Annotated in this window: 17 protein-coding genes, 1 tRNA gene and 1 pseudogene; 10 read left to right on the forward strand and 9 right to left on the reverse strand. The window is 70.7% G+C overall.

Going from position 1 to position 19,876, the window contains the following annotated elements; all coding sequences use genetic code 11:
• Nucleotides 1-45 precede the first annotated feature (45 nt).
• Complete coding sequence (locus tag MQE23_RS22860; RefSeq protein ID WP_243380098.1) at nt 46-3,039, reverse strand: glycine--tRNA ligase; 2,994 nt, start codon at nt 3,037-3,039, stop codon at nt 46-48.
• A gap of 219 nt (nt 3,040-3,258) precedes the next feature.
• Here MQE23_RS22860 and MQE23_RS22865 point away from each other — a divergent pair, with 219 nt between their 5' ends.
• Nucleotides 3,259-4,146, forward strand: coding sequence for a triphosphoribosyl-dephospho-CoA synthase (locus tag MQE23_RS22865; RefSeq protein ID WP_243380100.1), 888 nt, complete (start codon nt 3,259-3,261; stop codon nt 4,144-4,146).
• On the opposite strand, the gene MQE23_RS22870 is transcribed toward MQE23_RS22865, so the two are convergent.
• Both MQE23_RS22870 and MQE23_RS22875 read right to left on the reverse strand, forming a co-directional pair.
• The gene (locus MQE23_RS22870) at nt 4,136-5,593 is read right to left on the reverse strand and encodes an aminopeptidase P family protein (RefSeq protein WP_243380101.1); all 1,458 of its coding nucleotides are present in this window, start codon (nt 5,591-5,593) and stop codon (nt 4,136-4,138) included. The genes MQE23_RS22865 and MQE23_RS22870 overlap by 11 nt on opposite strands.
• 85 nt (nt 5,594-5,678) lie before the next feature.
• Nucleotides 5,679-7,211 (reverse strand): PP2C family protein-serine/threonine phosphatase, encoded by a 1,533-nt coding sequence (locus MQE23_RS22875; RefSeq protein ID WP_243380103.1) that lies wholly within the window; start codon nt 7,209-7,211, stop codon nt 5,679-5,681.
• Between the two features lie 502 nt (nt 7,212-7,713).
• Here MQE23_RS22875 and MQE23_RS22880 point away from each other — a divergent pair.
• Both MQE23_RS22880 and MQE23_RS22885 read left to right on the forward strand, forming a co-directional pair.
• Complete coding sequence (locus MQE23_RS22880) at nt 7,714-8,379, forward strand: bifunctional DNA primase/polymerase (protein WP_020275515.1); 666 nt, start codon at nt 7,714-7,716, stop codon at nt 8,377-8,379.
• A gap of 55 nt (nt 8,380-8,434) precedes the next feature.
• Nucleotides 8,435-9,085, forward strand: coding sequence for a hypothetical protein (locus MQE23_RS22885; RefSeq protein WP_243380104.1), 651 nt, complete (start codon nt 8,435-8,437; stop codon nt 9,083-9,085).
• 243 nt (nt 9,086-9,328) lie between these two features.
• On the opposite strand, the gene MQE23_RS22890 is transcribed toward MQE23_RS22885, so the two are convergent.
• From MQE23_RS22890 to MQE23_RS22900, 3 genes are all read right to left on the reverse strand, one after another.
• The gene (locus MQE23_RS22890) at nt 9,329-10,294 is read right to left on the reverse strand and encodes a DUF5926 family protein (RefSeq protein WP_020275517.1); all 966 of its coding nucleotides are present in this window, start codon (nt 10,292-10,294) and stop codon (nt 9,329-9,331) included.
• Between the two features lie 221 nt (nt 10,295-10,515).
• The gene (locus MQE23_RS22895; RefSeq protein ID WP_037671932.1) at nt 10,516-11,154 is read right to left on the reverse strand and encodes an ATP-binding protein; all 639 of its coding nucleotides are present in this window, start codon (nt 11,152-11,154) and stop codon (nt 10,516-10,518) included.
• A 160-nt stretch (nt 11,155-11,314) separates the two neighbouring features.
• Nucleotides 11,315-12,142: a glycerophosphodiester phosphodiesterase gene (locus tag MQE23_RS22900; protein ID WP_020275519.1), complete on the reverse strand. Its 828-nt coding sequence runs from the start codon at nt 12,140-12,142 to the stop codon at nt 11,315-11,317.
• A 286-nt stretch (nt 12,143-12,428) separates the two neighbouring features.
• Between MQE23_RS22900 and MQE23_RS22905 the strand changes: the two genes are divergently transcribed.
• From MQE23_RS22905 to MQE23_RS22920, 4 genes and pseudogenes are all read left to right on the forward strand, one after another.
• The gene (locus MQE23_RS22905) at nt 12,429-13,859 is read left to right on the forward strand and encodes a trypsin-like peptidase domain-containing protein (protein WP_020275520.1); all 1,431 of its coding nucleotides are present in this window, start codon (nt 12,429-12,431) and stop codon (nt 13,857-13,859) included.
• A 63-nt stretch (nt 13,860-13,922) separates the two neighbouring features.
• A tRNA-Ser gene (locus tag MQE23_RS22910) sits at nt 13,923-14,009 on the forward strand.
• Between the two features lie 898 nt (nt 14,010-14,907).
• A pseudogene (locus MQE23_RS22915) lies at nt 14,908-15,129 on the forward strand (site-specific integrase); the annotation flags it as partial.
• Between the two features lie 107 nt (nt 15,130-15,236).
• Nucleotides 15,237-15,626, forward strand: coding sequence for a hypothetical protein (locus MQE23_RS22920; RefSeq protein ID WP_033309993.1), 390 nt, complete (start codon nt 15,237-15,239; stop codon nt 15,624-15,626).
• A gap of 288 nt (nt 15,627-15,914) precedes the next feature.
• Here MQE23_RS22920 and MQE23_RS22925 read toward each other — a convergent pair whose 3' ends face one another.
• Nucleotides 15,915-16,085, reverse strand: coding sequence for a hypothetical protein (locus MQE23_RS22925; protein WP_167338037.1), 171 nt, complete (start codon nt 16,083-16,085; stop codon nt 15,915-15,917).
• A 38-nt stretch (nt 16,086-16,123) separates the two neighbouring features.
• A complete protein-coding gene (locus tag MQE23_RS22930; protein WP_020275522.1) occupies nt 16,124-16,480 on the reverse strand; it encodes a PRC-barrel domain-containing protein in 357 nt (118 codons plus the stop codon).
• Nucleotides 16,481-16,638: 158 nt separating this feature from the next.
• Here MQE23_RS22930 and MQE23_RS22935 point away from each other — a divergent pair, with 158 nt between their 5' ends.
• On the forward strand, nt 16,639-17,484 hold the full coding sequence (locus tag MQE23_RS22935; RefSeq protein ID WP_020275523.1) for a YhjD/YihY/BrkB family envelope integrity protein: 846 nt from the start codon (nt 16,639-16,641) through the stop codon (nt 17,482-17,484).
• Nucleotides 17,485-17,647: 163 nt separating this feature from the next.
• Nucleotides 17,648-17,965, forward strand: a complete 318-nt coding sequence (locus MQE23_RS22940; protein WP_243380106.1) for a hypothetical protein — start codon at nt 17,648-17,650, stop codon at nt 17,963-17,965.
• A gap of 50 nt (nt 17,966-18,015) precedes the next feature.
• On the opposite strand, the gene MQE23_RS22945 is transcribed toward MQE23_RS22940, so the two are convergent.
• Entirely contained in the window at nt 18,016-18,891 is an 876-nt protein-coding gene (locus MQE23_RS22945; RefSeq protein WP_243380108.1) for a hypothetical protein, read from the reverse strand.
• A 221-nt stretch (nt 18,892-19,112) separates the two neighbouring features.
• On the opposite strand from MQE23_RS22945, the gene MQE23_RS22950 reads away from it, so the two are divergent.
• Complete coding sequence (locus MQE23_RS22950; RefSeq protein ID WP_243380109.1) at nt 19,113-19,871, forward strand: glycosyltransferase; 759 nt, start codon at nt 19,113-19,115, stop codon at nt 19,869-19,871.
• Nucleotides 19,872-19,876 lie beyond the last annotated feature (5 nt).

A 19,876-nucleotide genomic window follows, 5' to 3' on the forward strand; every position in this document is an offset into this window, starting at 1 on the left:
AAACGTCCGTCCCCCTGCCCGTCCGCCTCCTGCCCGCCTGTCCCCCTACAGCGCACCCCAGTCCAGCGTCGTACGCGCCAGCCCCGCCACCTGTGTGAGCAGCGCCAGCCGGGCCGCGCGGACCGCCGGGTCGGGGTCCATCACCAGCACCTCGTCGAAGAAGGCGCCGATCGCCTCGACCAGCGGGGCGGAGACCTCGATCAGTGCGCCGAGGTCGTCCTCGCGGCCGTGCAGGGCCTGGCGTACGGCGTCGGCGCTGTCGGCGAGACGCAGCTCGGCGGGCGCGGTCAGCAGGGACGGATCCGCCGCCTCGACGCCGTCCTCGGGAAGGATGCGCACGACCCGCTGGAACGCGGCAGCGAGTGCCTCGAACTTCTCTGTGCCGATGTGCCGCTCCAGCGTGGCCAGGGTGCGGTCGCCGTGGGAGGGCAGGTCGGCCCACACCAGGACGGCCTGAACGAGCCGATGCTCGTGCCCGGCGTCCGTGAGCTGCTGCTCGTAGCGCCGGGTGATCAGCTCGCCGGCCTCGGCGACCCGCTCGGCGGGCACTTCGACGCCCTGCGCGGCGTACCGCACGGCCGCCGCGCGCAGCCCTTCGCTCACCCGCACCCCGGCCACGGCAGGCAGACTCCGCAACACGTTCAGCAGCCCGATGGCGGCCCGGCGCACCCCGTACGGATCGGAGCTCCCGGTCGGCGCCGCCCCGATCACGAACATGCCGGTCACCAGGTCGAACCGGTCGGCGAGCGACAGCACGGCACCCGCGTCCCCGGCCGGCAGGGCACCGCCGGCCGAGCGCGGCAGCTCCATCTCGGCCAGGGCCCGGGCGACCTCGGCGGACTCGCCGGCCCGGCGCGCGTACTCCTCGGCCATCACCCCGGCCAGTCCGGAGAACTCGATCACCATCTGTGACGCCAGATCGAACTTCGCCAGCGCACCGGCGCGCCGGACGACGTCCACCGCCTCCTCGGGGAGCCCGGCGCGCCCGGCCAGGTCGAGGGCGAGAGAGGCGAGGCGGTCGGCGCGGTCGGCGACCGTACCGAGCCGGTCCTCGAAGGTCAGCTTGTCCAGCCGGCGCCGGAACTCCGCCGGCGGCACCTTCAGATCCGCCCGCCAGAAGAACGCGGCGTCCTCGTAACGGGCCCGCAGCACCGCCTCGTTGCCCGCCCGCACCACGTCGTCGTCACACAGGGCGTTGGCGAAGGTGACGAAGTGCGGCAGCAGCCGCTCGCCGTCCAGCACCGGCAGATAGCGCTGGTGCTTGCGCATCACGGTGGTCAGGACGCTCGCGGGCAGTTCCAGATAGCGCTCGTCGAACGACCCCCGCACGGCGTACGGGAACTCCAGGATGTCGGTGATCTCGTCGATCAGATCGGCCTGTCCCTCCACGTCGATCCGTCCGCCCACCTCCGCCGCCGCCTCCAGGGCACCGCGGACCACCGCACCGCGCCGGGCGTCCCGGTCGAGCAGGATGCCGTGCATGTGCAGGAAGTGCGGGTAGCCCTCGGCCGAGGTCACGCGGACCTCCGGATAAGGGGCCTGGCGCTGCACCCGCGTCGTGTCGCTCGCGGAGAGCGAGGAGACCACCACGGGCAGGGGAGTACGGCCCAGCAGCGCGAGCAGCCAGCGCACGGGCCGCGAGAAAGACAGCCCCGGGTCGCTCCACCTCATGTTGCGGCCGGCCCGCAGCCCGGACACGACCTCGGCCAGCAGATCGCTGAGCACCTCGACGGCCGGACGGCCCTCCTCGTGCCGGGTGACGGCCACGTACTCGACACCCTTGACGTTGACGATCCGCACGTCGGTCGGCTCGGCCCCCTGACTGCGGGCGAAGCCCAGCAGGGCAGGCGTCGGAGCGCCGTCCTTGAAGGCGGCGGCGACCTTGGGGCCGCGCACGGTCCGCATGGTGTCCCGCTCCCGCGGCTGCACGCCCTCGACGGTGATCACGATCCGGCGCGGCGTGGCCATCACGGTGATCGCGCCGTGCCCCAGCCGGGTCGCGGCCAGCTTGGCGGTGACCGACTCGCGCACCGCCTCCGTGGTGGCGGGGACATCGGCGTACGGCAGTTCCTCCACGCCGATCTCGAACAGCAGCGTCTCGACGCCGGGCACCTTGGGCAGCGCGGGCCGCTGCGCGGGGGCCGGTGCGGCCGCCACCCCGAGCGGATGCTCCAGCGCGGCCCGCCGCCGCTCCCACAGCTTGGCCGACTCGTGCGTCAGGCCGCGCATCAGCGCGAACGCCTTGGCCCGCTCGGTGGTGCTGATCGCACCGCGCGCGTCGAGCACGTTGAAGGTGTGGCTGCACTTGAGCACGTACGTGTACGCCGGGACCGGCAGTTCCAGGTCGAGCAGGCGCCGGGCCTCGGCCGCGTACGCGTCGAACAGCCGCTGGTTGGTGTCGAGGTCCGCGTCGTCGAGGTAGTAGCGGCTCATCTCGTACTCGTTCTGCCCGAACACCTCGCCGTACGTGATGCCCGGCGCGTAGACGATGTCCTTGAAGTGGGACACGCCCTGAAGGTTCATCAGGATGCGTTCGAGCCCGTACGTGATCTCCACCGACACCGGGTCCAGGGCGACACCGCCGACCTGCTGGAAGTAGGTGAACTGGGTGATCTCCATGCCGTCCAGCCAGACCTCCCAGCCCAGCCCCCAGGCGCCGAGTGCGGGCGAGGCCCAGTTGTCCTCGACGAACCGCACGTCGTGCGCGCCCAGGTCGACACCGAGCGCCTTCAGGCTGCCCAGGTACAGCTCCTGCGGGTTGCCGGGGTCGGGCTTGAGGATGACCTGGAACTGGGTGTGGGTCTGGAGCCGGTTGGGGTTCTCGCCGTAGCGCGAGTCGTCCGGCCGCACGCTCGGCTCCACGTAGGCGACGCTCCAGGGCTCGGGTCCGAGCACCCGCAGCGCCGTGGCCGGGTTGGCCGTACCCGCTCCGACCTCGGTGTTCAACGGCTGCGTGATCATGCAGCCGTTGTCGCTCCAGTACTTCTGCAGGGTGAGGATGGCGTCCTGCATGGTCAGCGCCGTCTGGACGTTCTTCATGATGATCGCGCCTGTTCCCCGAGTCGACCCGGCAAGGTCGGCCATGATCTCACACGCCAATCACCGTTGACCTGCGGGTTTTTGGCCGCTGTCCGGAAGCCGCCGGTCGATTCACAGCCGGCTCTCAGCCCGGCCTCACACACCTGACGGGTGGCGTCCCTAGGTTCTCCGTTCCATGACGGGAAATCACCGGAACACCTCCACCACCCCGGTACGGCCATGAACAGCCCTGAGGACGAGGCACTCGCGCACACCGCCGTCGACGCGCTGGTCGGCCAGCTGGCCCTGGCCCCCAAGCCGGGCCTGCCCGACCCGCGCGACCTGACGGTCCGGGCCACCCGCCGGGACCACCGAGCCCTGCGCTGGTCGGCCCGGGCACTGCTCCCCGGCCTCACGGCGATGGCCGCCGCGGCCCGCCGCACGGGCGAACCCAGCGCCCGGCTCCGTGCGGAACTGGGCGCGATCGGCCGCTCCACCGAACACACGGTGGGCCGCGCGGGCGGCGGCCACCGGGGCGCGCTGTGGACGCTCGGCCTGCTGGTCGCGGCGACGGCGCTGAACCCGGGCGCCGACCCGGCCGAGACGACGACCCTGGCCAAACACCTCGCCGCCCACCCCGACCGCCGCGCCCCGCGCCGCCCGTCACGCGGCTCCACGGTGTCCGCCCGCTACGGCGCGGCCGGCGCCCGCGGCGAGGCCAGGGCCGGTTTTCCCCACGTCCGCCGCGCCCTGGACACCCTCACGACATCCCGGGCTCAGGGCGCCGCAGAGCCCCAGGTCCGCCTCGACGCCCTGCTCACGGTGATGTCGACGCTCCAGGACACGGAGCTGCTGTACACGGCGGGCCCGATGGGCCTGCGCGAGGTCCAGGCGAGGGCGCGCGGTGTGCTGGAGGCGGGCGGCACGGCGACGAGGCCGGGGGCCCTGGCTCTGCGAGCGCTGGACACCTACCTCGTCAGCCGTGCCTGGAGCCCCCGAGGCAGCGCCCCTCTGCTTGCGGGGACGCTCTTCCTGGACGCCTCAGGGGCGCGGGACAGCGTCGATATGCGGCTCCGCCGCAGGGCGCGACCAGCCCCCACGCCCCCGGAGACACCACTCAGCCCTTGACGGAGGCCATCCACGCCTCGACCTCGTCGGCACGCCGCGGCAACGCGGCACTCAGATTCCGGTTGCCGTCCTCCGTCACGAGGATGTCGTCCTCGATCCGCACACCGATACCCCGGTATTCCTCCGGCACCGTCAGGTCATCGGCCTGGAAGTACAGGCCCGGCTCGACGGTCAGGCACATCCCCGGCTCCAGCACACCGTCGACATACGTCTCGGTCCGCGCGGCGGCGCAGTCGTGCACGTCCATCCCGAGCATGTGCCCGGTCCCGTGCAGCGTCCACCGCCGCTGAAGCCCCAGCTCCAGCACCCGCTCCACCGGCCCTTCGACCAGCCCCCACTCGACCAGCTTCTCGGCCAGCACCCGCTGCGCGGCGTCGTGGAAGTCCCGGTACTTCGCCCCGGGCCGCACGGCCGCGATCCCGGCCTCCTGCGCCTCGTACACGGCGTCGTAGATCTTCCGCTGGAGCTCGCTGAACCGGCCGTTGACCGGCAGCGTCCGCGTGACGTCGGCGGTGTAGTACGTGTGCGTCTCCACACCCGCGTCGAGCAGCAGCAGATCGCCCGACCGCACGGGCCCGTCGTTGCGCACCCAGTGCAGCGTGCAGGCGTGCGGCCCGGCCGCGGCGATCGTGCCGTAGCCGACGTCGTTGCCCTCCACTCGCGCGCGGAGGAAGAACGTGCCCTCGATGTACCGCTCGGAGGTCGCCTCGGCCTTGTCGAGGATCTTCACGACGTCCTCGAAGCCGCGCACGGTCGAGTCGACGGCCTTCTGCAGCTCGCCGATCTCGAACTCGTCCTTGACCAGCCGCGCCTCGGAGAGGAAGACCCGCAGCTCCTCGTCGCGCTCGGCGGTGACCTTGTCGGTCAGCGCGGCCTCGATGCCGGCGTCGTACCCGCGCACGACCCGCACCGGGCCGGTGGCCTCGCGCAGCGCCCCGGCCAGCTCGCGCACGTCGGAGGCGGGGATGCCGTACAGCTTCTCCGCCTCGGTGAGGGAGTGCCGGCGGCCGACCCACAGCTCGCCCTGGCCGTCCAGCCAGAACTCGCCGTTCTCCCGGTTCGAACGCGGCAGGAGGTAGATCGTCGCCTCGTGGCCCTCGCCCTTGGGCTCCAGGACCAGGACGCCGTCCTCGGTCTGGTTGCCGGTGAGGTAGGCGTACTCGACGGAGGCGCGGAAGGCGTACTCGGTGTCGTTCGAGCGGGTCTTCAGGTTGCCCGCGGGGATCACCAGCCGCTCGCCCGGGAAGCGCGCGGACAGCGCGGCCCGGCGGGCGGCGGTCTCGGCGGCCTGGGCGATGGGCTGGAGATCACGCAGCTCGGTGTCGGCCCAGCCGCTCTTCATGTTCTCGGCAAGCTCGTCGGACACGCCGGGGTACAGTCCGTTCTTCCGCTGCTTGATCGGCTCTTCTTCGGCAGTCTCCGGGGTGTCCGAAGGCTCTTCTGCCACGGCGGTCATCCTCCTCGATACGGCGCTGGACCGCCCTCCACTGTACGGCGGCGCGGACGCGGCCTCAGGGCTATGACGAGGAGCGTTACTCGAACCGCACCGCCAGCAGGACGACGTCCTCCGCCCCGTCCGCCGCGTCCAGCCCGTCCGGCAGCACGCTCCGCAGGACGTGGTCGGCGAGGGCGCCGGGGTCGCGCCGCAGTGCCCGGGGCGCTCCGGCCGCCGCCGCGTGCAGCCGGGCGAAGGCACGGTCGGTGGTCTCGCCGGTGCGGTGCAGCAGCCCGTCGGTGTACAGCAGAACCGTCTCTCCGGGCTCGGCGAGGATCTCCACGCTCGGCGCCTCCCAGCAGGCGAGCATGCCCAGCGGGGCGGAGACCGACGTCTCCACGAACTCGGTGCGGTGCTGTCCGATCAGCAGCGGCGGGCTGTGCCCGGCCCCGGCGAGCGTGATCTTGCGGGCGGCCGGTTCGCAGTAGCCGAACAGGGCGGTGGCCGAGCGGGCCGGCTCGGTCAGCCGCAGCAGCAGCTCCAGGTCGGACAGGACGGCGACCGGGTCCTCCCCCTCCATCACGGCGTACGCGCGCAGGGACGCCCGCAGCCGCCCCATCGCGGCGACCGCGCTGGGCCCCGCCCCGGTGACGGACCCGACGGCGAGGCCGAGGGCGGCGTCGGGCAGCGGCAGCGCGTCGTACCAGTCGCCGCCGCCGCGCGGGCCGGTGCGGTGCCGCGCGGCGAGCTGGACTCCGGCCACCCGCGGCAGCCGCGCGGGCAGCAGCTCGTCCGACATGGTCGCCATGGCCGTGCGCGTGCGCTCCAGTTCGAGCAGCCGGGCGAGGTGTTCGGCGGCGTAGCGGACGTACAGGCCGACGAGGTGGCGCTGCCGTTCGTTCGGCTCGGCGGGTTCGTCGTAGAGCCATACGACGGCGCCGAGGCGGCCGGCGGAATCGGTGGACCCGGTGGACTCGGGGGTCAGGGGGACGGCGTAGCTGGCGGCGTAGCCGAGGCGGGCCGCGACCTCGCGGTGGCGGGGGTCGAGCCCCTCCTCGGCGAACAGGTCGGGCTCGGCGACGCCGTCCTCGCCGCCGGGCAGTCCGTCGAGGATCCGGCCGTAGGACAGGGCACTGCGGGGCACGGTCTCGATGTGGCCGAGGTCGGCGCGGGCCAGGCCCAGGCCGATGGTGGTGTCCGGGCCGAGTCCGTCGCCGGGTTCCAGGACGACGAGGCCGCGGCGGGCGCCCACCAGGGCGGCGCCGGCCCGCAGCAGTTCCTGGAGTGCCTCGTCGAGCGCGGACGTGCGGGTCAGACGCTCGGTCAGCTCGTGCAGGGTGGTGAGGTCGGAGACCCAGCCGGCGAGACGGTCCTGGAGTACCGCGCCCGGTGGGGCCGGAGGGTTTGGCGGGGCGGCCGGGGAGGTACCCGCCGCGACGGGCGCGACAGTGTGTGCGGGTGCCGGAACCGTTGAATCGATTCCAGCCACTTTCGGAGGGTGCGGGGCGTTCATGGCGTCCGGCTTTCCGACCAGCGCGTACTGCTCAAAAGCATCGCAAACCCCCATGTCATTCTGCGCCGCTAGCAGTGTCTCCACATGTACACGCACTCGTAAGGAGATGTCCAGCATTGTCCTGCTGGGATTCCTGGTGTCCCTGAGGCCGGAGGGAAGAACTCTCCTTCCTCTTGCGGAAAAGCAAAGTTGGCTTAAAACTGCCGCATGGGACGGCTTATTGCGGTCGACTGGCCTTGCTCCACAGAGCGTCACAACGGTCGCGATGGGTACGTACTCGGTGAAGGCCAGGGGTGGTTGGGAACTACCCGGAACCTGGTGACGGACCCGGGCGTCCTATCCACCGACGACCGTGCCCCATCCTCCCGTGGCGGAGGCGGAGAGAAATACGCGCGACGGCAAACGCCATACTTCGCCACCCCTACGCCACGCCCGTGCTTTTGCTAGACGCAGTATGGGCGGGACGGCCGCGGAGGCAGCCATTGCTCGACCCATAGGGGTTCCCCTTGCGCACGGCAGGGGTGTGATGCGCCAACAGGTACGCACAGTGAAGTGATCGACACATGATGTGATGTGGACCACGGTGTTGCCGGCGTGCAACGGAAAGGAACGAGCGCTCATGCGCGAGATCCTCGGAAGGCGACGCAGGCTCCTGTCCCAGCGCAGCGACGGGAGGCCTGAGCTGATCGGCGCGGCCCTGACCTACGCGACGGAATGGCAGTGGCCCGTTCTCCCGGGCGTGGCGGCGGACCCCGAGGGGCGCAGCCGCTGCGGTTGCCCTGACCCCGAGTGCACGGTCCCCGGCGCGCACCCCTTCGACCCCGGCCTCCTCGCGGCCACCACCGACGGGCGCATGGTCCGCTGGTGGTGGAGCAACCGGCCGACGGCGCCGATCGTCCTGGCCACCGGCGGCAAGGCCCCCTGCGCGGTCTCCCTGCCGGCCCTGCCGGCCGCCCGCGCCCTCGAGGCGCTCGACCGCTCGGGGCTGCGGCTCGGCCCGGTCGTCGCCTCCCCCAGCCGGTGGGCGATCCTCGTGAAGCCGTACTCCATGGAGCAGCTCGGCGAACTGCTCTACGCCAAGGACTTCGTGCCCGGCTCCCTCCGCTTCCACGGCGAGGGCGGCTACCTGGCACTGCCCCCGTCCGAGACGGGCCAGGGCGAGATCCGCTGGGAGCGGGCACCGCTGCCCGGCTCGGCCTCGCCGTGGGTGCCCGATGTGGAGGCCGTGGTGGACGCCGTGGTCGAGGCCCTCACTCGTACGGGTGTGAGCGCGCCCGAGTTCTAGGGCTGTCGGGCGCGCCGAGCCCGGGTTCCGCCCCGGGGCGTTATGTTCCGGGGCCATGCCGCGTCATTCCCGGACCCGCTCCCGGGACCCCCGAAAGATCCGACTGCTCGCCCTCGCGGGCGTGGTGGCGGCGTGCGCGGTCGCACTGCCGCTGGCGGTGGCGTCCGCGGGGTCTCCGGGGTTCCCGGGTTCCACGGAGTCAGGGAATACGACACATGGAGGCCCGGCGAAGGGTGCCGCCGCACGCGGCGGTTCCGTGTCCGGTTCCGGACAGCACGGCGTACGCACCTCCCGGCCGTCCGCGGACGGCAAGGCGCCTTCCGCCGCGGCCGGCCTCCCCGCTCTCGACCCGGGCCTGTCGACCGCCGTGCGCTGCGGTCCCGAACTCTCCTCTCCCGAGGGCGTCGAGGCGCAGACCTGTGTCGTGACACAGGCCGCGGACACCTGGGCGCGGACCTACTACCGCAATGCGACCGGCGAGGCGCTGGACGCCGTACTGAGTCTGATGGGGCCGGGTGCCCGGACCGTGCGGATCACCTGCGCGGTGGGTGCCGAGGACGAGCCGGGGACGTGTGAGACGCCTCGGGAGCCCGCACGCGGGGATCTGGCGGCGTACACGGCTGTCGCGGAGTTCGCCAGGCGGGCCGGCCAGGGGCCGCTGCTGCTGCGCTCGGGGAGCAACTCGCCTGCCTGGATGGGCAGTTGAGAATCTGCTGCGTTCGGTGAACGGCCGCACACATGGAAAGACCCGGTTGCTGGCGACGGGGGATGCACCAGCAACCGGGCTACAGGAACGGTAACAAGAGATCGGCTGTTCGCAAATTCGATCTCGTCCTTTCCAGTCACCGATCGGCTTGTCCCGGACGGGAGTTGTGAAGGACGTCACCTGTCCGGAGGGCCCGGTCCGGCCGGCCGTCCGAGCGGCCGGGCCGGGTCCGGTGACGACCCGTCAGCTGAGTGTGACCTGCCGGTTGGTGAGACCGCCACGCGCGCGGCGCTCGTCCGGGGTGAGCGGCGCGTCCGTGGCCAGGGCGGCGGCGAGGCGCTCGGCGAACTCCGCCGCCGGCTTCTCCACGTCCTCGGCCGTGACCCCGCTCGGCAGGTCCCAGACCGGCACCGTGAGCCCGTGAGCGCGGAAGGAGCCCACCAGGCGGGTGCCCTCGCCCAGACTCGACCGACCCGCGGCGTGCAGCCGCGCGAGAGCGTCCAGAAGCTGCTCCTCGGCGTGCGGCATGACCCACCGCAAATGGTTCTTCTCCGGCGTTTCGCACCAGTACGCGGCGTCCACGCCCTGGAGCTTGACGGTCGGGATGGCCGCGGCGTTGGCCCGCTCCAGGGAGGCGGACACCTCCGGTGTGGCGTTCTCCGGGTCCGGCACCCAGAACTCGAAGCCGCTGTGCACTTCTGGCTCGAAGGCGCCCTCCGGGTCGAGCAGATCCTGGAGCCGCGGTCCGTCGGCCGGGGCGCGGCGGCCCTGCACCGGGGTGCCGGGCTCGGCTTCCAGGGCGCGCTGGAGGATGTCGGCGAGGTCGCGGCTGATGTCTCCCGACGAGGTGTCGTTCTGAAGGCCGAGCAGGACCGAGCCGTCGTCGCGGCGCAGGGCGGGCCAGGCCATGGGCAGCACCGTGGCCAGCGTGACCGCCGGGACGCCCTCGGGGAGGCCGCCCTTCAGCGTCAGCCCGGCCGTGGCCGCCGGGACCAGCTCGCGCAGGGCGACCCAGTCGCACTCGCCGGGCAGGCCCTCGAAGGGGCGGTGCACCAGCTCGGTCGCGGCGTGGGCCGCGGCCCGGCCGTGACAGGCCTTGTAGCGGCGGCCGCTGCCGCAGGGGCAGGGCTCACGAGCGCCGACGACCGGGATCTCTCCGTCCGTGATCTGCGGGCGCTTGGCCTTCGTCTGGGGTCGCTTCTTGGCCATCGATGGGTCTCCCGGTTACGGCTCGTCTCGTACGGTCGCGAGCCTAGCCGTTCACACCTCGGGGGACGGGATCCTGTGGACAACGCGGGTCGTGTGGACGACGTGAGTCGTGTGGACGACGTGGGTCGTGTGGACGACCGCGGGTCGTGGAGACCGGGGACGGGCCGGACGACGCCGGTCGTGGAGACCGGGGACGGGCCGGCGCCGGGTCAGTCCCGGGTTCAGTCCATGTCGTCGAAGGCGTCCGCGAAGTCCAGCCCGGGTATCTGGGACACCGCCGGAGCCGTGACACGCGTCGCGAAGTCGTCGCGGCGGTGGCCGGCGTCCGGGTCGTACACGTCGGCGTGGACGACGACCCAGACGGTGACCTCGCCGCGGATGTCGTCCCGGACGCCCCAGTCGTCGGCCAGCGCGGTGATGATGTTCAGCCCGCGGCCGCCGTGCGCCGTGACCGACGGGGTCGCGGGGGCGGGGCGGGTCGGGCCGCCGCCGTCCGTGACCTCGACGATGAGCCGGCCGGAGGGGTCCACGCGCCAGGCGGCGCGGACGTCACCGTCGCCGGAGAGTGCGTCGCCCAGGGGTCTGCCGTGTTTGCACGCGTTGCTCAAGAGTTCGGAAAGGATCAGTACGGCGTCGTCGATGACCGATTCCGCTACGCCACCTCTGCGCAACTGCGCACGCATACGGTGTCTCGCTTCCCCCACGCCCGCAGGGCCATGGGGTACGGCCATGCTCGACGACGTGGGCACCTCCTGTGCCACCACCAACGCCACCCCCGAGACCTCCTTCGCCCCACGCCACGGTGTGGATGCCCCATTGGCCTGTACCGGAAACCGGCCAATCCACGTCCGGTGACGCATTCACCACGATCGAATACGGATCGAACGCGCCGGAGCACTCCCTGTAATCGTGTGGCTTGATTTCATCGGTGTGGCCGAGAGGCGAGGATCCCGTCCGTCAAGCGGTGAGGTCAAGGGGTGTGCGTGGGTCTGATGGGACAGATGTGGTCGTCCCGGGACCTCAGCGGCCGAGTTGGTCCAGCACTGCGCGCGGGCGGTTGGTGATGATGGCGTCGACACCCAGGCCGACGCAGAGGTCCACGTCCTCGGGCTCGTTCACGGTCCACACGTGCACCTGGTGGCCGGCCCGCTTCAGGCGCTCCACGTAGACGGGATGGTTGCGCACGAGGCGGAGGGAAGGGCCTGCGATCGGCACGCCCAGGGGCAGCCGTCCGTCGCGCAGCCGGGGCGAGACGAACTGCGTCAGGTAGACCGTCGGCAGGGTCGGCGAGACGGCACGCACGCGGTGCAGCGAGCGGGCCGAGAAGCTCATGACCCGCACCTGGGACTCGTCGGCGGTGGCCGGGGCGTCGAGGCCGAACCGCTTCAGCAGGACCAGCAGCCGCTCCTCGACCTGCCCCGCCCAGCGCGTGGGGTGTTTGGTCTCGATGGCCAGTTCCACCCGGCGTCCGGCGTCGGCGACGAGTCCGAGCAGCCGCTCCAGGGTGAGGACGGACGTCGCCTCACGGTCCTCCGGGCGGTGCTCCCAGTCGGGGTCCTCGTCGCGCCCCTTGTAGGCCTCGCCCGTCTTCCAGGAGCCGAAGTCCAGGGCGGCGAGGTCGGCGAGCTCCAGGGCGGAGACCGCGCCGCGGCCGTTGGACGTACGGTTGATCCGGCGGTCGTGTACGCACACCAGGTGGCCGTCGGCGGTGAGGCGCACATCGCATTCGAGGGCGTCCGCGCCGTCCTCGATCGCCTTGGTGTACGCGGCCAGGGTGTGTTCCGGGGCGTCCTCGGAGGCTCCGCGGTGGGCGACGACTTGAATCACATGCTGCCGTGCGTGGGTCACCGCGTCATGGTGCCACCGCGCGCGGGTACGCGTCTGGTCGGACGGACCCGGCGGATTCACAGGTCCGGACGGAGGCACTGGAATTGCATCCTTTTCGTCAGTAATGACCTATATAAAGAATGGCCCCGGACCCACAGCCACCGCTTATGGTGCTCTGACGGCCAGTGGGAAAAGCTGACGGCATACAAAGGGACAAGCACAGCTGTATCGCGCCGGACCGTCGCCAGCGTGAAAAAGCGTGACCGAGTGCGACCCAGGAAACAGCCGTGGATCGAGGAGAGAAGCTGTGAGCACCGAGAACGAGGGCACCGCGGTACCCCCCGCCCCGTCCGCACCCCCCGTGCCGGTGGACGCTCCCGCTGCTCCGGCGCCCGAGGGGCAGACATCTCAGGGGCCGGGACCGTACGGACAGGACTCCCAGGGACAGTCCGCACACGGTCAGGGCGCTCCTGGTGGCGCCGCACATCACGGCGTCTCCTCCTCCGCCCCCGACCCCTCCTGGCCCCCGCCCCCGCCGCCCACCTCCCCGTACGGCGACGGCGGTTCCGGTTCCGGCGGCGGCTGGGGTTCCTCGTACCAGCAGCCGGCGCCGAAGTCCGGCCGTGGCCGCGGTGGTCTGGCCGCCGCGCTCCTGGTGGCCGCGCTGGTCGCAGGCGGCCTGGGCGGCGGTCTCGGCTACACGCTGGCGAAGAACAACGACGACAACAGCGGCTCGACGACGGTGTCCGCCTCCAGCAGCGGCGGTGACGTCAAGCGCGACCCGGGCACGGTCGCGGGCGTGGCCGCCAAGGCGCTGCCGAGCACGGTCACGATCGAGGCCGAGAGCACCAACGGCGAGGGCGGCACCGGCACGGGCTTCGTCTTCGACAAGCAGGGCCACATCGTCACCAACAACCACGTCGTGGCCGGCGCGGTGGACGGCGGCAAGCTCACCGCGACGTTCCCGAGCGGCAAGAAGTACGACGCCGAGGTGGTCGGGCACGCGCAGGGCTACGACGTGGCGGTCATCAAGCTCAAGGACGCCCCGTCGGACCTGAAGCCGCTCACGCTCGGCGACTCGGACAAGGTGGCGGTCGGTGACGCGACCATCGCGATCGGCGCCCCCTTCGGCCTGTCCGACACGGTGACGACGGGCATCATCAGCGCCAAGAACCGCCCGGTCGCCTCCAGCGACGGCAGCGGCAGCCAGGCGTCGTACATGAGCGCCCTCCAGACCGACGCCTCGATCAACCCGGGCAACTCGGGCGGGCCGCTGCTGGACGCGCAGGGCAACGTCATCGGCATCAACTCCGCGATCCAGTCCACCGGCAACGGCGGCTTCGGCACCGGCCAGTCCGGCTCGATCGGCCTGGGCTTCGCCATCCCGATCAACCAGGCCGAGTACGTCGCCCAGGAGCTGATCAAGACCGGCAAGCCGGTGTACGCGAAGATCGGCGCGTCCGTCTCCCTGGACGACAGCTCGGACGGCGCGCAGATCACCGACCAGGGCGCGGGCGGCGCGGCACCGGTGGAGCCGGGCGGCCCGGCCGCGAAGGCGGGCCTCAAGCCCGGCGACGTCATCACCAAGCTGGACGACCGGGTGATCGACTCCGGCCCCACCCTGATCGGCGAGATCTGGACCCACCAGCCCGGCGACAAGGTCACGATCACCTACGAGCGCGGCGGCAAGCAGCACACGGCCGAGGTGACCCTGGGCTCACGCATCGGCGACAACTGACCCCCACCTGCGCGCACCGACCCGTTACCCTTGTCCCCGCGCCGCCGATCACGGCCGGCGCGGGGAGGCGTGCCCGAGCGGCCGAAGGGAACGGTCTTGAAAACCGTCGTGGCAGCGATGTCACCGTGGGTTCAAATCCCACCGCCTCCGCGCGGTTAGCAGTGAGAACGGCCCCTGACCTGGATGATTGGTCGGGGGCCGTTCTCATGCTGGGACTCTGTGACTGCCCGGGGTTCCCCGTTGCTTACCGCTTTATCGGGCACGGCTGGGGCACGCCCACTGGGCCCCCGCGTCCGACGCTTGTACCGTTCCGAAGTGGCCTGGATATCACTACTTGCAACACTTGCTGGTGGCGTGATTGCTCTGGGATCGGCACTTCTCGTGGAGCATCGAAGAGCGCGGCGAGAGGCGGTGTCTGAGTGGGATAGGACACGGCGGGAGCTTTACTCAAGGTTTCTCGCGGCTCATGCCCAAGCTGGCAGCGATCTGCGGAACATTGCTGCCACGCCCGGCCTCGATGCGGGCGAGCGGTACCGGCTGACACGGTCGGCCTACACCCACTGCTACGCGTCACGCCATGAGTTGGAGCTTCTCGCGCCCCCCTCCGTCGTTCGCCCGGCTGAGGAATGTAGTCGGGCAGTGCGAATGATGCGCGATGCCGTGAGCGCGGGGGCGCGTCTTGATAGTGATGAACTTGAGGAACTGACACGCAGGTACCTGGAACTGCGTCTGGAGACCAGAGGGGCCATGCGCTCGGACATCTCGGCCGACAACGATTGACCTGCTTCGGGCTTTCGCCTGCGCTACGACGTTCGGCTCCGCCGAAGCCCACCACTCACCCCAGCTCCCATCCCGTCTGCCGTCGACCCACACACCGTGGAGCGGGCGTGGTCCCTGGCGTCCAGGTGGAGCGCGCCACTGTACGAACGACCTGGACGCCAGGGGCCGCGTCTGCTCGGCTCTGCCTGGGTCGATGGCAGGCGGGATGGGAGCTCCCCGCGCACGCCACTACTCCGGCCGGCACTCGCGGACGGCGCCCCCGCCATCTGCCGTGTCGGCGGCCGGGCTGACTGACGTGACCCCGCATGACCTCCGGGCCTCACACGGGGCCTGGGTCGCCGACCGGTACGGCGTCATGACCGCCGCTCACCGGCTCGGCCACTCGAACGCGAGCGTCACCACCCGGCACTACGCCCGGCCGGTCGCCGGTCGTGACGACCAGGTGGCGGAGGCGGCTGATGCGTGGCTCGGAGGGCACGAAGGGATCTGAGACGCGCTGCACTTGTGACGCCCTTGGTCGGCAACACGGCCAGGGGCGTTTGGCGTGGCCAATTCGCATCTATGCGCTGTGCATATGCGCAGATACTCTGCGTGCTCATGGGGAAAGTGGTGCATCTGTACTGGGGATACATGGTGGCCGCCGCTCTGATCGTCGCTTGGAGCCAGCAATGGTCCTTGCCGGTGATCGTGGCTTTGTCACTTGGCGTCTCGGCCTATGCGGCCTTCCAAGTGCCTGTTTGGTGCGGAGCCCTCAACCGGGACGGGCAGACCTACTGTCGCAACAATGCCTACGGCGTTTTGATGGGCTGTTCGAAGCGTCAGCACCGGTGGCAGAAGATGAAGATGATCGTTTTGCGCAGCAAGGTCGGGAACGCGAGCCGCTCCGTGTTCCCGACAGCCAAAGAGAAGTTCAATGGCGCCCTCGCTGTGGCAGGGCTGCTGTCGGCCGTCGCGGCGGTGATCGTTCCCGTTGTGACTGGTGGCTGAGGGGCACAATCCTGCCGCCTGGGGCACGTAGCGGGCACGACGACGATGACGACGGCTCAGCCGGGGTCCCCATACCCGTCTGACCTGCGGCGGAGTAGCATCCTGGCCGTGAGGCCGAGAGATCTTGAAAACCGTCGTGGCAGCGATGTCACCGTGGGTTCAAATCCCACCGCCTCCGCACAGGTCATAGATGGTGCAGGTCAGAAGGGGTGTCTCTCGGTGAGGGGCACCCCTTCCGCATGGGCTGTCTCGCCTTGGTCCGGTTGAATGGTGGGAAGGCTGCCGTTGTCATCGGAGGGGGCGGCGACCGGGGCGCTGGGACCAGCGGACGGCGATGAGGGCCAGCGCGGCCACGAGGAGCACGATCCCGATGATCAGCAGGTAGCCCAGCCCCTCCGCCGCAACTCCGATGATTCCCAGCACGACGGCGACCAGAACGAGAAGCAGCAAGAGGTTCATGACGCGTACGCCTCCCTTGGGTGGCTGAACGCGGGCGGTCATCGGCGGGCGAGTTGCCGCTCGCCGCCTGCGCCCGTCTGGTAGGGCATGTCGTAGTGCTGGAAGATCGCCTGCTCCGACTCGGCGGGCAGGATGTCGTCCATGCCGACCGAGGGCGCCTTCTTCACCAGCGTCTTGGCGTAGGAGACCTTGACGTAGCCGGGCCCGACGATCGCCTCGTCGAGGGGTACGAAGGCCAGGTGGTGGCGGGTGGGGAGACCGGTGCGGACGGTGGCCATGGCCGGTTCGTCGGTGGTGGTGTCGACGTAGACCGCTTCGAGTACGCCGATCTTGTGGCCCTTCGGGTCGACGACGTTGCGGTTGCGCCACTCGCGGATGTCGGCTGAATGGATCATGGCCTGCCTCCCGAGCCGTTGATCCGGGCCGGTGCGAGCCCCCTGCGGGCAGTCACAGCCTGCTGAACCTCGGTGGCCCCTTGTTTTCCAGGCTATCCGGGAACCTCTGCGTCGCGCCCTGGCGCGGCAAGGGTTTCGAACGTGGTACTCGACAGGGCATGCCGACGAAGCCTTCCGGTGCCGCGGACCGTTCCTCTCTGTTCGGGCCGCTGCGCCGCGTGATCAGCCGCTCTCCAGTCGGGCGCGGATGGCGGCGGAGCAAGGCCATCGAGCTGTGGTCGCGTTCGCTGGGCTTCGCGGCGCTGGGGTTCCTCACGCTGGTGCCGCTGCTGATCATCGTCTCCTCTGCCGATCCCGAGCACGGGCGGGGGTTCGCGCAGTGGCTGGGGGAAGGGCTCGGTGTGTCGAGAGCCTCCCGGCGGCAGGTCGAGCAGTTGTTCACCCCGCCCGGCCAGGCCCTGCGCACCACGACCGCGTTCGGCATCGCCGCCCTTGCCGTGTTCGGCCTGACCTTCGGGGCGGCGGTGCAGACCGGCTACGAGAAGGTCTGGGGCCTGCCGCCGGCCCGCTGGTGGGCCAGGTGGCGGCATGTGGTGTGGCTCGGCGTCCTCACCGGATACCTCTACCTCTCCGCCACCACCACGCTGCTGCGCCAACCTCTGGCAGGTGGGGCCGTCGCGTCGCTGAGTGCCGTCCTGTTCCTGTGGTGGTCTCAGCGACTGCTGCTCGGCGGGAGGGTCCGCTGGCGTGCCCTGCTGCCCGGCGCCGTGGCCACCGTGATCGGGCTGCTCGGCCTGAGGGTCTTCTCCAGGCTCGCCTTCTCGCCGTTGATCGCATCCAACACCGTCACCTACGGGCCCGTCGGAACCGTCCTGGTCATCCAGTCCTGGCTGGTCGGCGTGGGCGTTGTCGTCTTCGGCGGGGCGCTGGTCGGCCGACTGCTGTACGAGGAACTGCCCCGCGTGGCACAGGCACTGAAACGGCGCGGTGGGCCACAGTCCTAGGAGCGCTCCGTACTCTGGCATTTGCGCAGGTCGCGCGGGGGCAGGTCAGCTCGTCGAGAACGACGCATCTGAGTACCTGTGCTCATGCGCAGTGTCCGCTGCCGCACCATGCTGACCGCATGTACTCAGTGGATCGTCGCCTGCAGACGGGACGGCAGTGGGCATGAGACGGGCGAATGAGCCGTCAACCGGCCAGCAGATCGGGGTCAGCCTGGCGCTACTCGTCATCGACTTCATGCTCATCGCTTGGTCGGTGTACGGCGTTGGGGTGGCGGGATGGGCCGACAGCTACGAAAGCGACGGCGTCAGTCCGACGAGTGCGTCGCGGGCGGCGTCGCAGGCATTGTGGCTTCTGGGAGGCGGCGCAGTACTGACAGGCGGTGGCCTCCTCGCCCTGGGATGGCGTATCCCCGGCGTCGTGCAGTTGGTCGTCCTGGGGGGCGGGGCGGTGCTGGTCTCTTCACTGGCTGCCGGTGGATAGCGCGCGCCTGCCGAGCCGGAGAGTCCCGAGGCCGGCGCCGCCTTTGTCGCTCACCCGGGGCCGGTCGTCGACCGCGGGGTCGAGCCGGACGACTGGTGGTGAGGGGTTTGCAGCAGGAGGTCCCTGAGGAGGCGGCGGCCCTTCTCGTCCAGGCCGGCGCGGAACCTTTCGAAGTCGGCAGGCATCAGGGACCCGGCGAAGGCGACGAGGTTGACGTAGCGGTTCACCAGGTGCGGTTGCGCCTGGGTCAGTTCGGCGTAGCGCGAAAGGGGGCGCCGCGACACCTGGTAGGCCTGTTCGAGAACGCCCGTGGGGGAAATGCCGGGACCCAGTTCCTTCCCGGCGGCGAGGCGGGCTATCACGCCGAGGGACGCATGAAGGTCTTCGGCGCACAGGTAGCCGGACTGGTCGCACGTGTATTCCGAGCAACGCCAGTAAGGAAGCATCCAGGGGGCGACGTACGCCAGCCACTTCAGGTGCTCGAGAATGACCACGGAGAGGGTCAGCCGCCCGTGCCGGTACTTGAGCCAGCAGATGAAGTTGCCCAGCATGAAGCGCAGGGCCGCGGGGCCGTCCTGCTGGAGGTCTGCTGCGAATCCTCCCTCGATGAGGAGTACCCGCGTCCCGAGCAGGCTGGTCACCGTCATCTTCCCGTCGACCTCGTCGACCACGTAGACGTCGACCGGCCGGTGGTAGTCGAATTTCCGCTGCAGTTCGGCGATTTCGGCGTGGATCTCCGGAAAGCTGTCAGGTGTCACCTTGATGGCGCGACCGAGAAGGCTGGCTTTCCGCAGCCTGTGGAAGAGCCACTCGGCTGCCACGACGAAAAGGATCGCCAAGAAGAGGAACAGAAGGCCGGTGCCTCCCGTCGAGATCGAGATGACCAGGATGAGGCCGAAGGCGATCCACACGGAGCCTACGGCCACTACGAGCCTTGAGCGTTCGAGCGGGTGTCTTGCGGTTGAGGTACCGAGATATGACTGGTACTCCGGGGCTGTGGGGGATGTCATGATGCCTCAGCTCCCTCCGTCCCATTCTCCTCCTGACGCGCCCCTCCCGCACGCAGAACAGGCGTCCCAACAGGCCGCGCTATGCTCGGCGGCCCCTTCCGTGTGCGTGGGGTGAGTGAGAGGTGGTGAGTGCGGGCGTGAGCGGGCGCATCGTCGTCGTCACCGCTGTGCACGGCCCGTCGGCACGGTTCCTGCCGGAGGCTCACAAGTCCCTGCGCGAGCAGTGGCTTCCGGACGGCTGGGAGTGGCACTGGGTGATCCAGGAGGACGGGGAGAGCGCGGACGTACGGCCGTACGTGCCCGACGACGAGCGGGTGACGTTCCGGCAGGGCCGCCCCGGGGGCCCCGGTGTCGCCCGGACCATCGCGCTGGCGCATGCCGAGGGTGCGTACGTGAAGGTCCTGGACGCCGACGACCAGTTGACGCCGGGCACGCTCGCGCGGGATCTGGCGGCGCTGGAGGCCGACAGCGGGCTCGGGTGGGCGACGTCGCGCGTGCTGGACCTCATGCCCGACGGGTCGACGGTCGGTTTCCCGGGCGACCCCGACCAGGGGCCGATCGAGCGCGGGGTCGTCTTCGAGCACTGGAAGGCCAACGGCTTCCTCGCACCGGTCCATCCGGCGTCGCTGTTCGTCCGCCGGGAGCTGTTGCTCGCCCTCGGCGGCTGGATGGCGCTGCCCGCGTCCGAGGACACGGGGCTGCTGCTCGCACTGAACGCCGTGAGCCGCGGGTGGTTCTCGGGGGAGGTCGGGCTGCTGTACCGGAAGTGGGAGGGGCAGGTGACCGGGCAGACGGCCCATGTGGACCGAGCCGAGCGCGCGGCCCGGATGGCGGTGGTGGAGGCCAGGGCCCGGGCGCTGGCCGGTTTTCGGTGGCCTTTTCCGGTGGGGCACTGAGCGGG

The organism is Streptomyces sp. HP-A2021, assembly GCF_022807935.1.
GTDB lineage: Bacteria > Actinomycetota > Actinomycetes > Streptomycetales > Streptomycetaceae > Streptomyces > Streptomyces afghaniensis.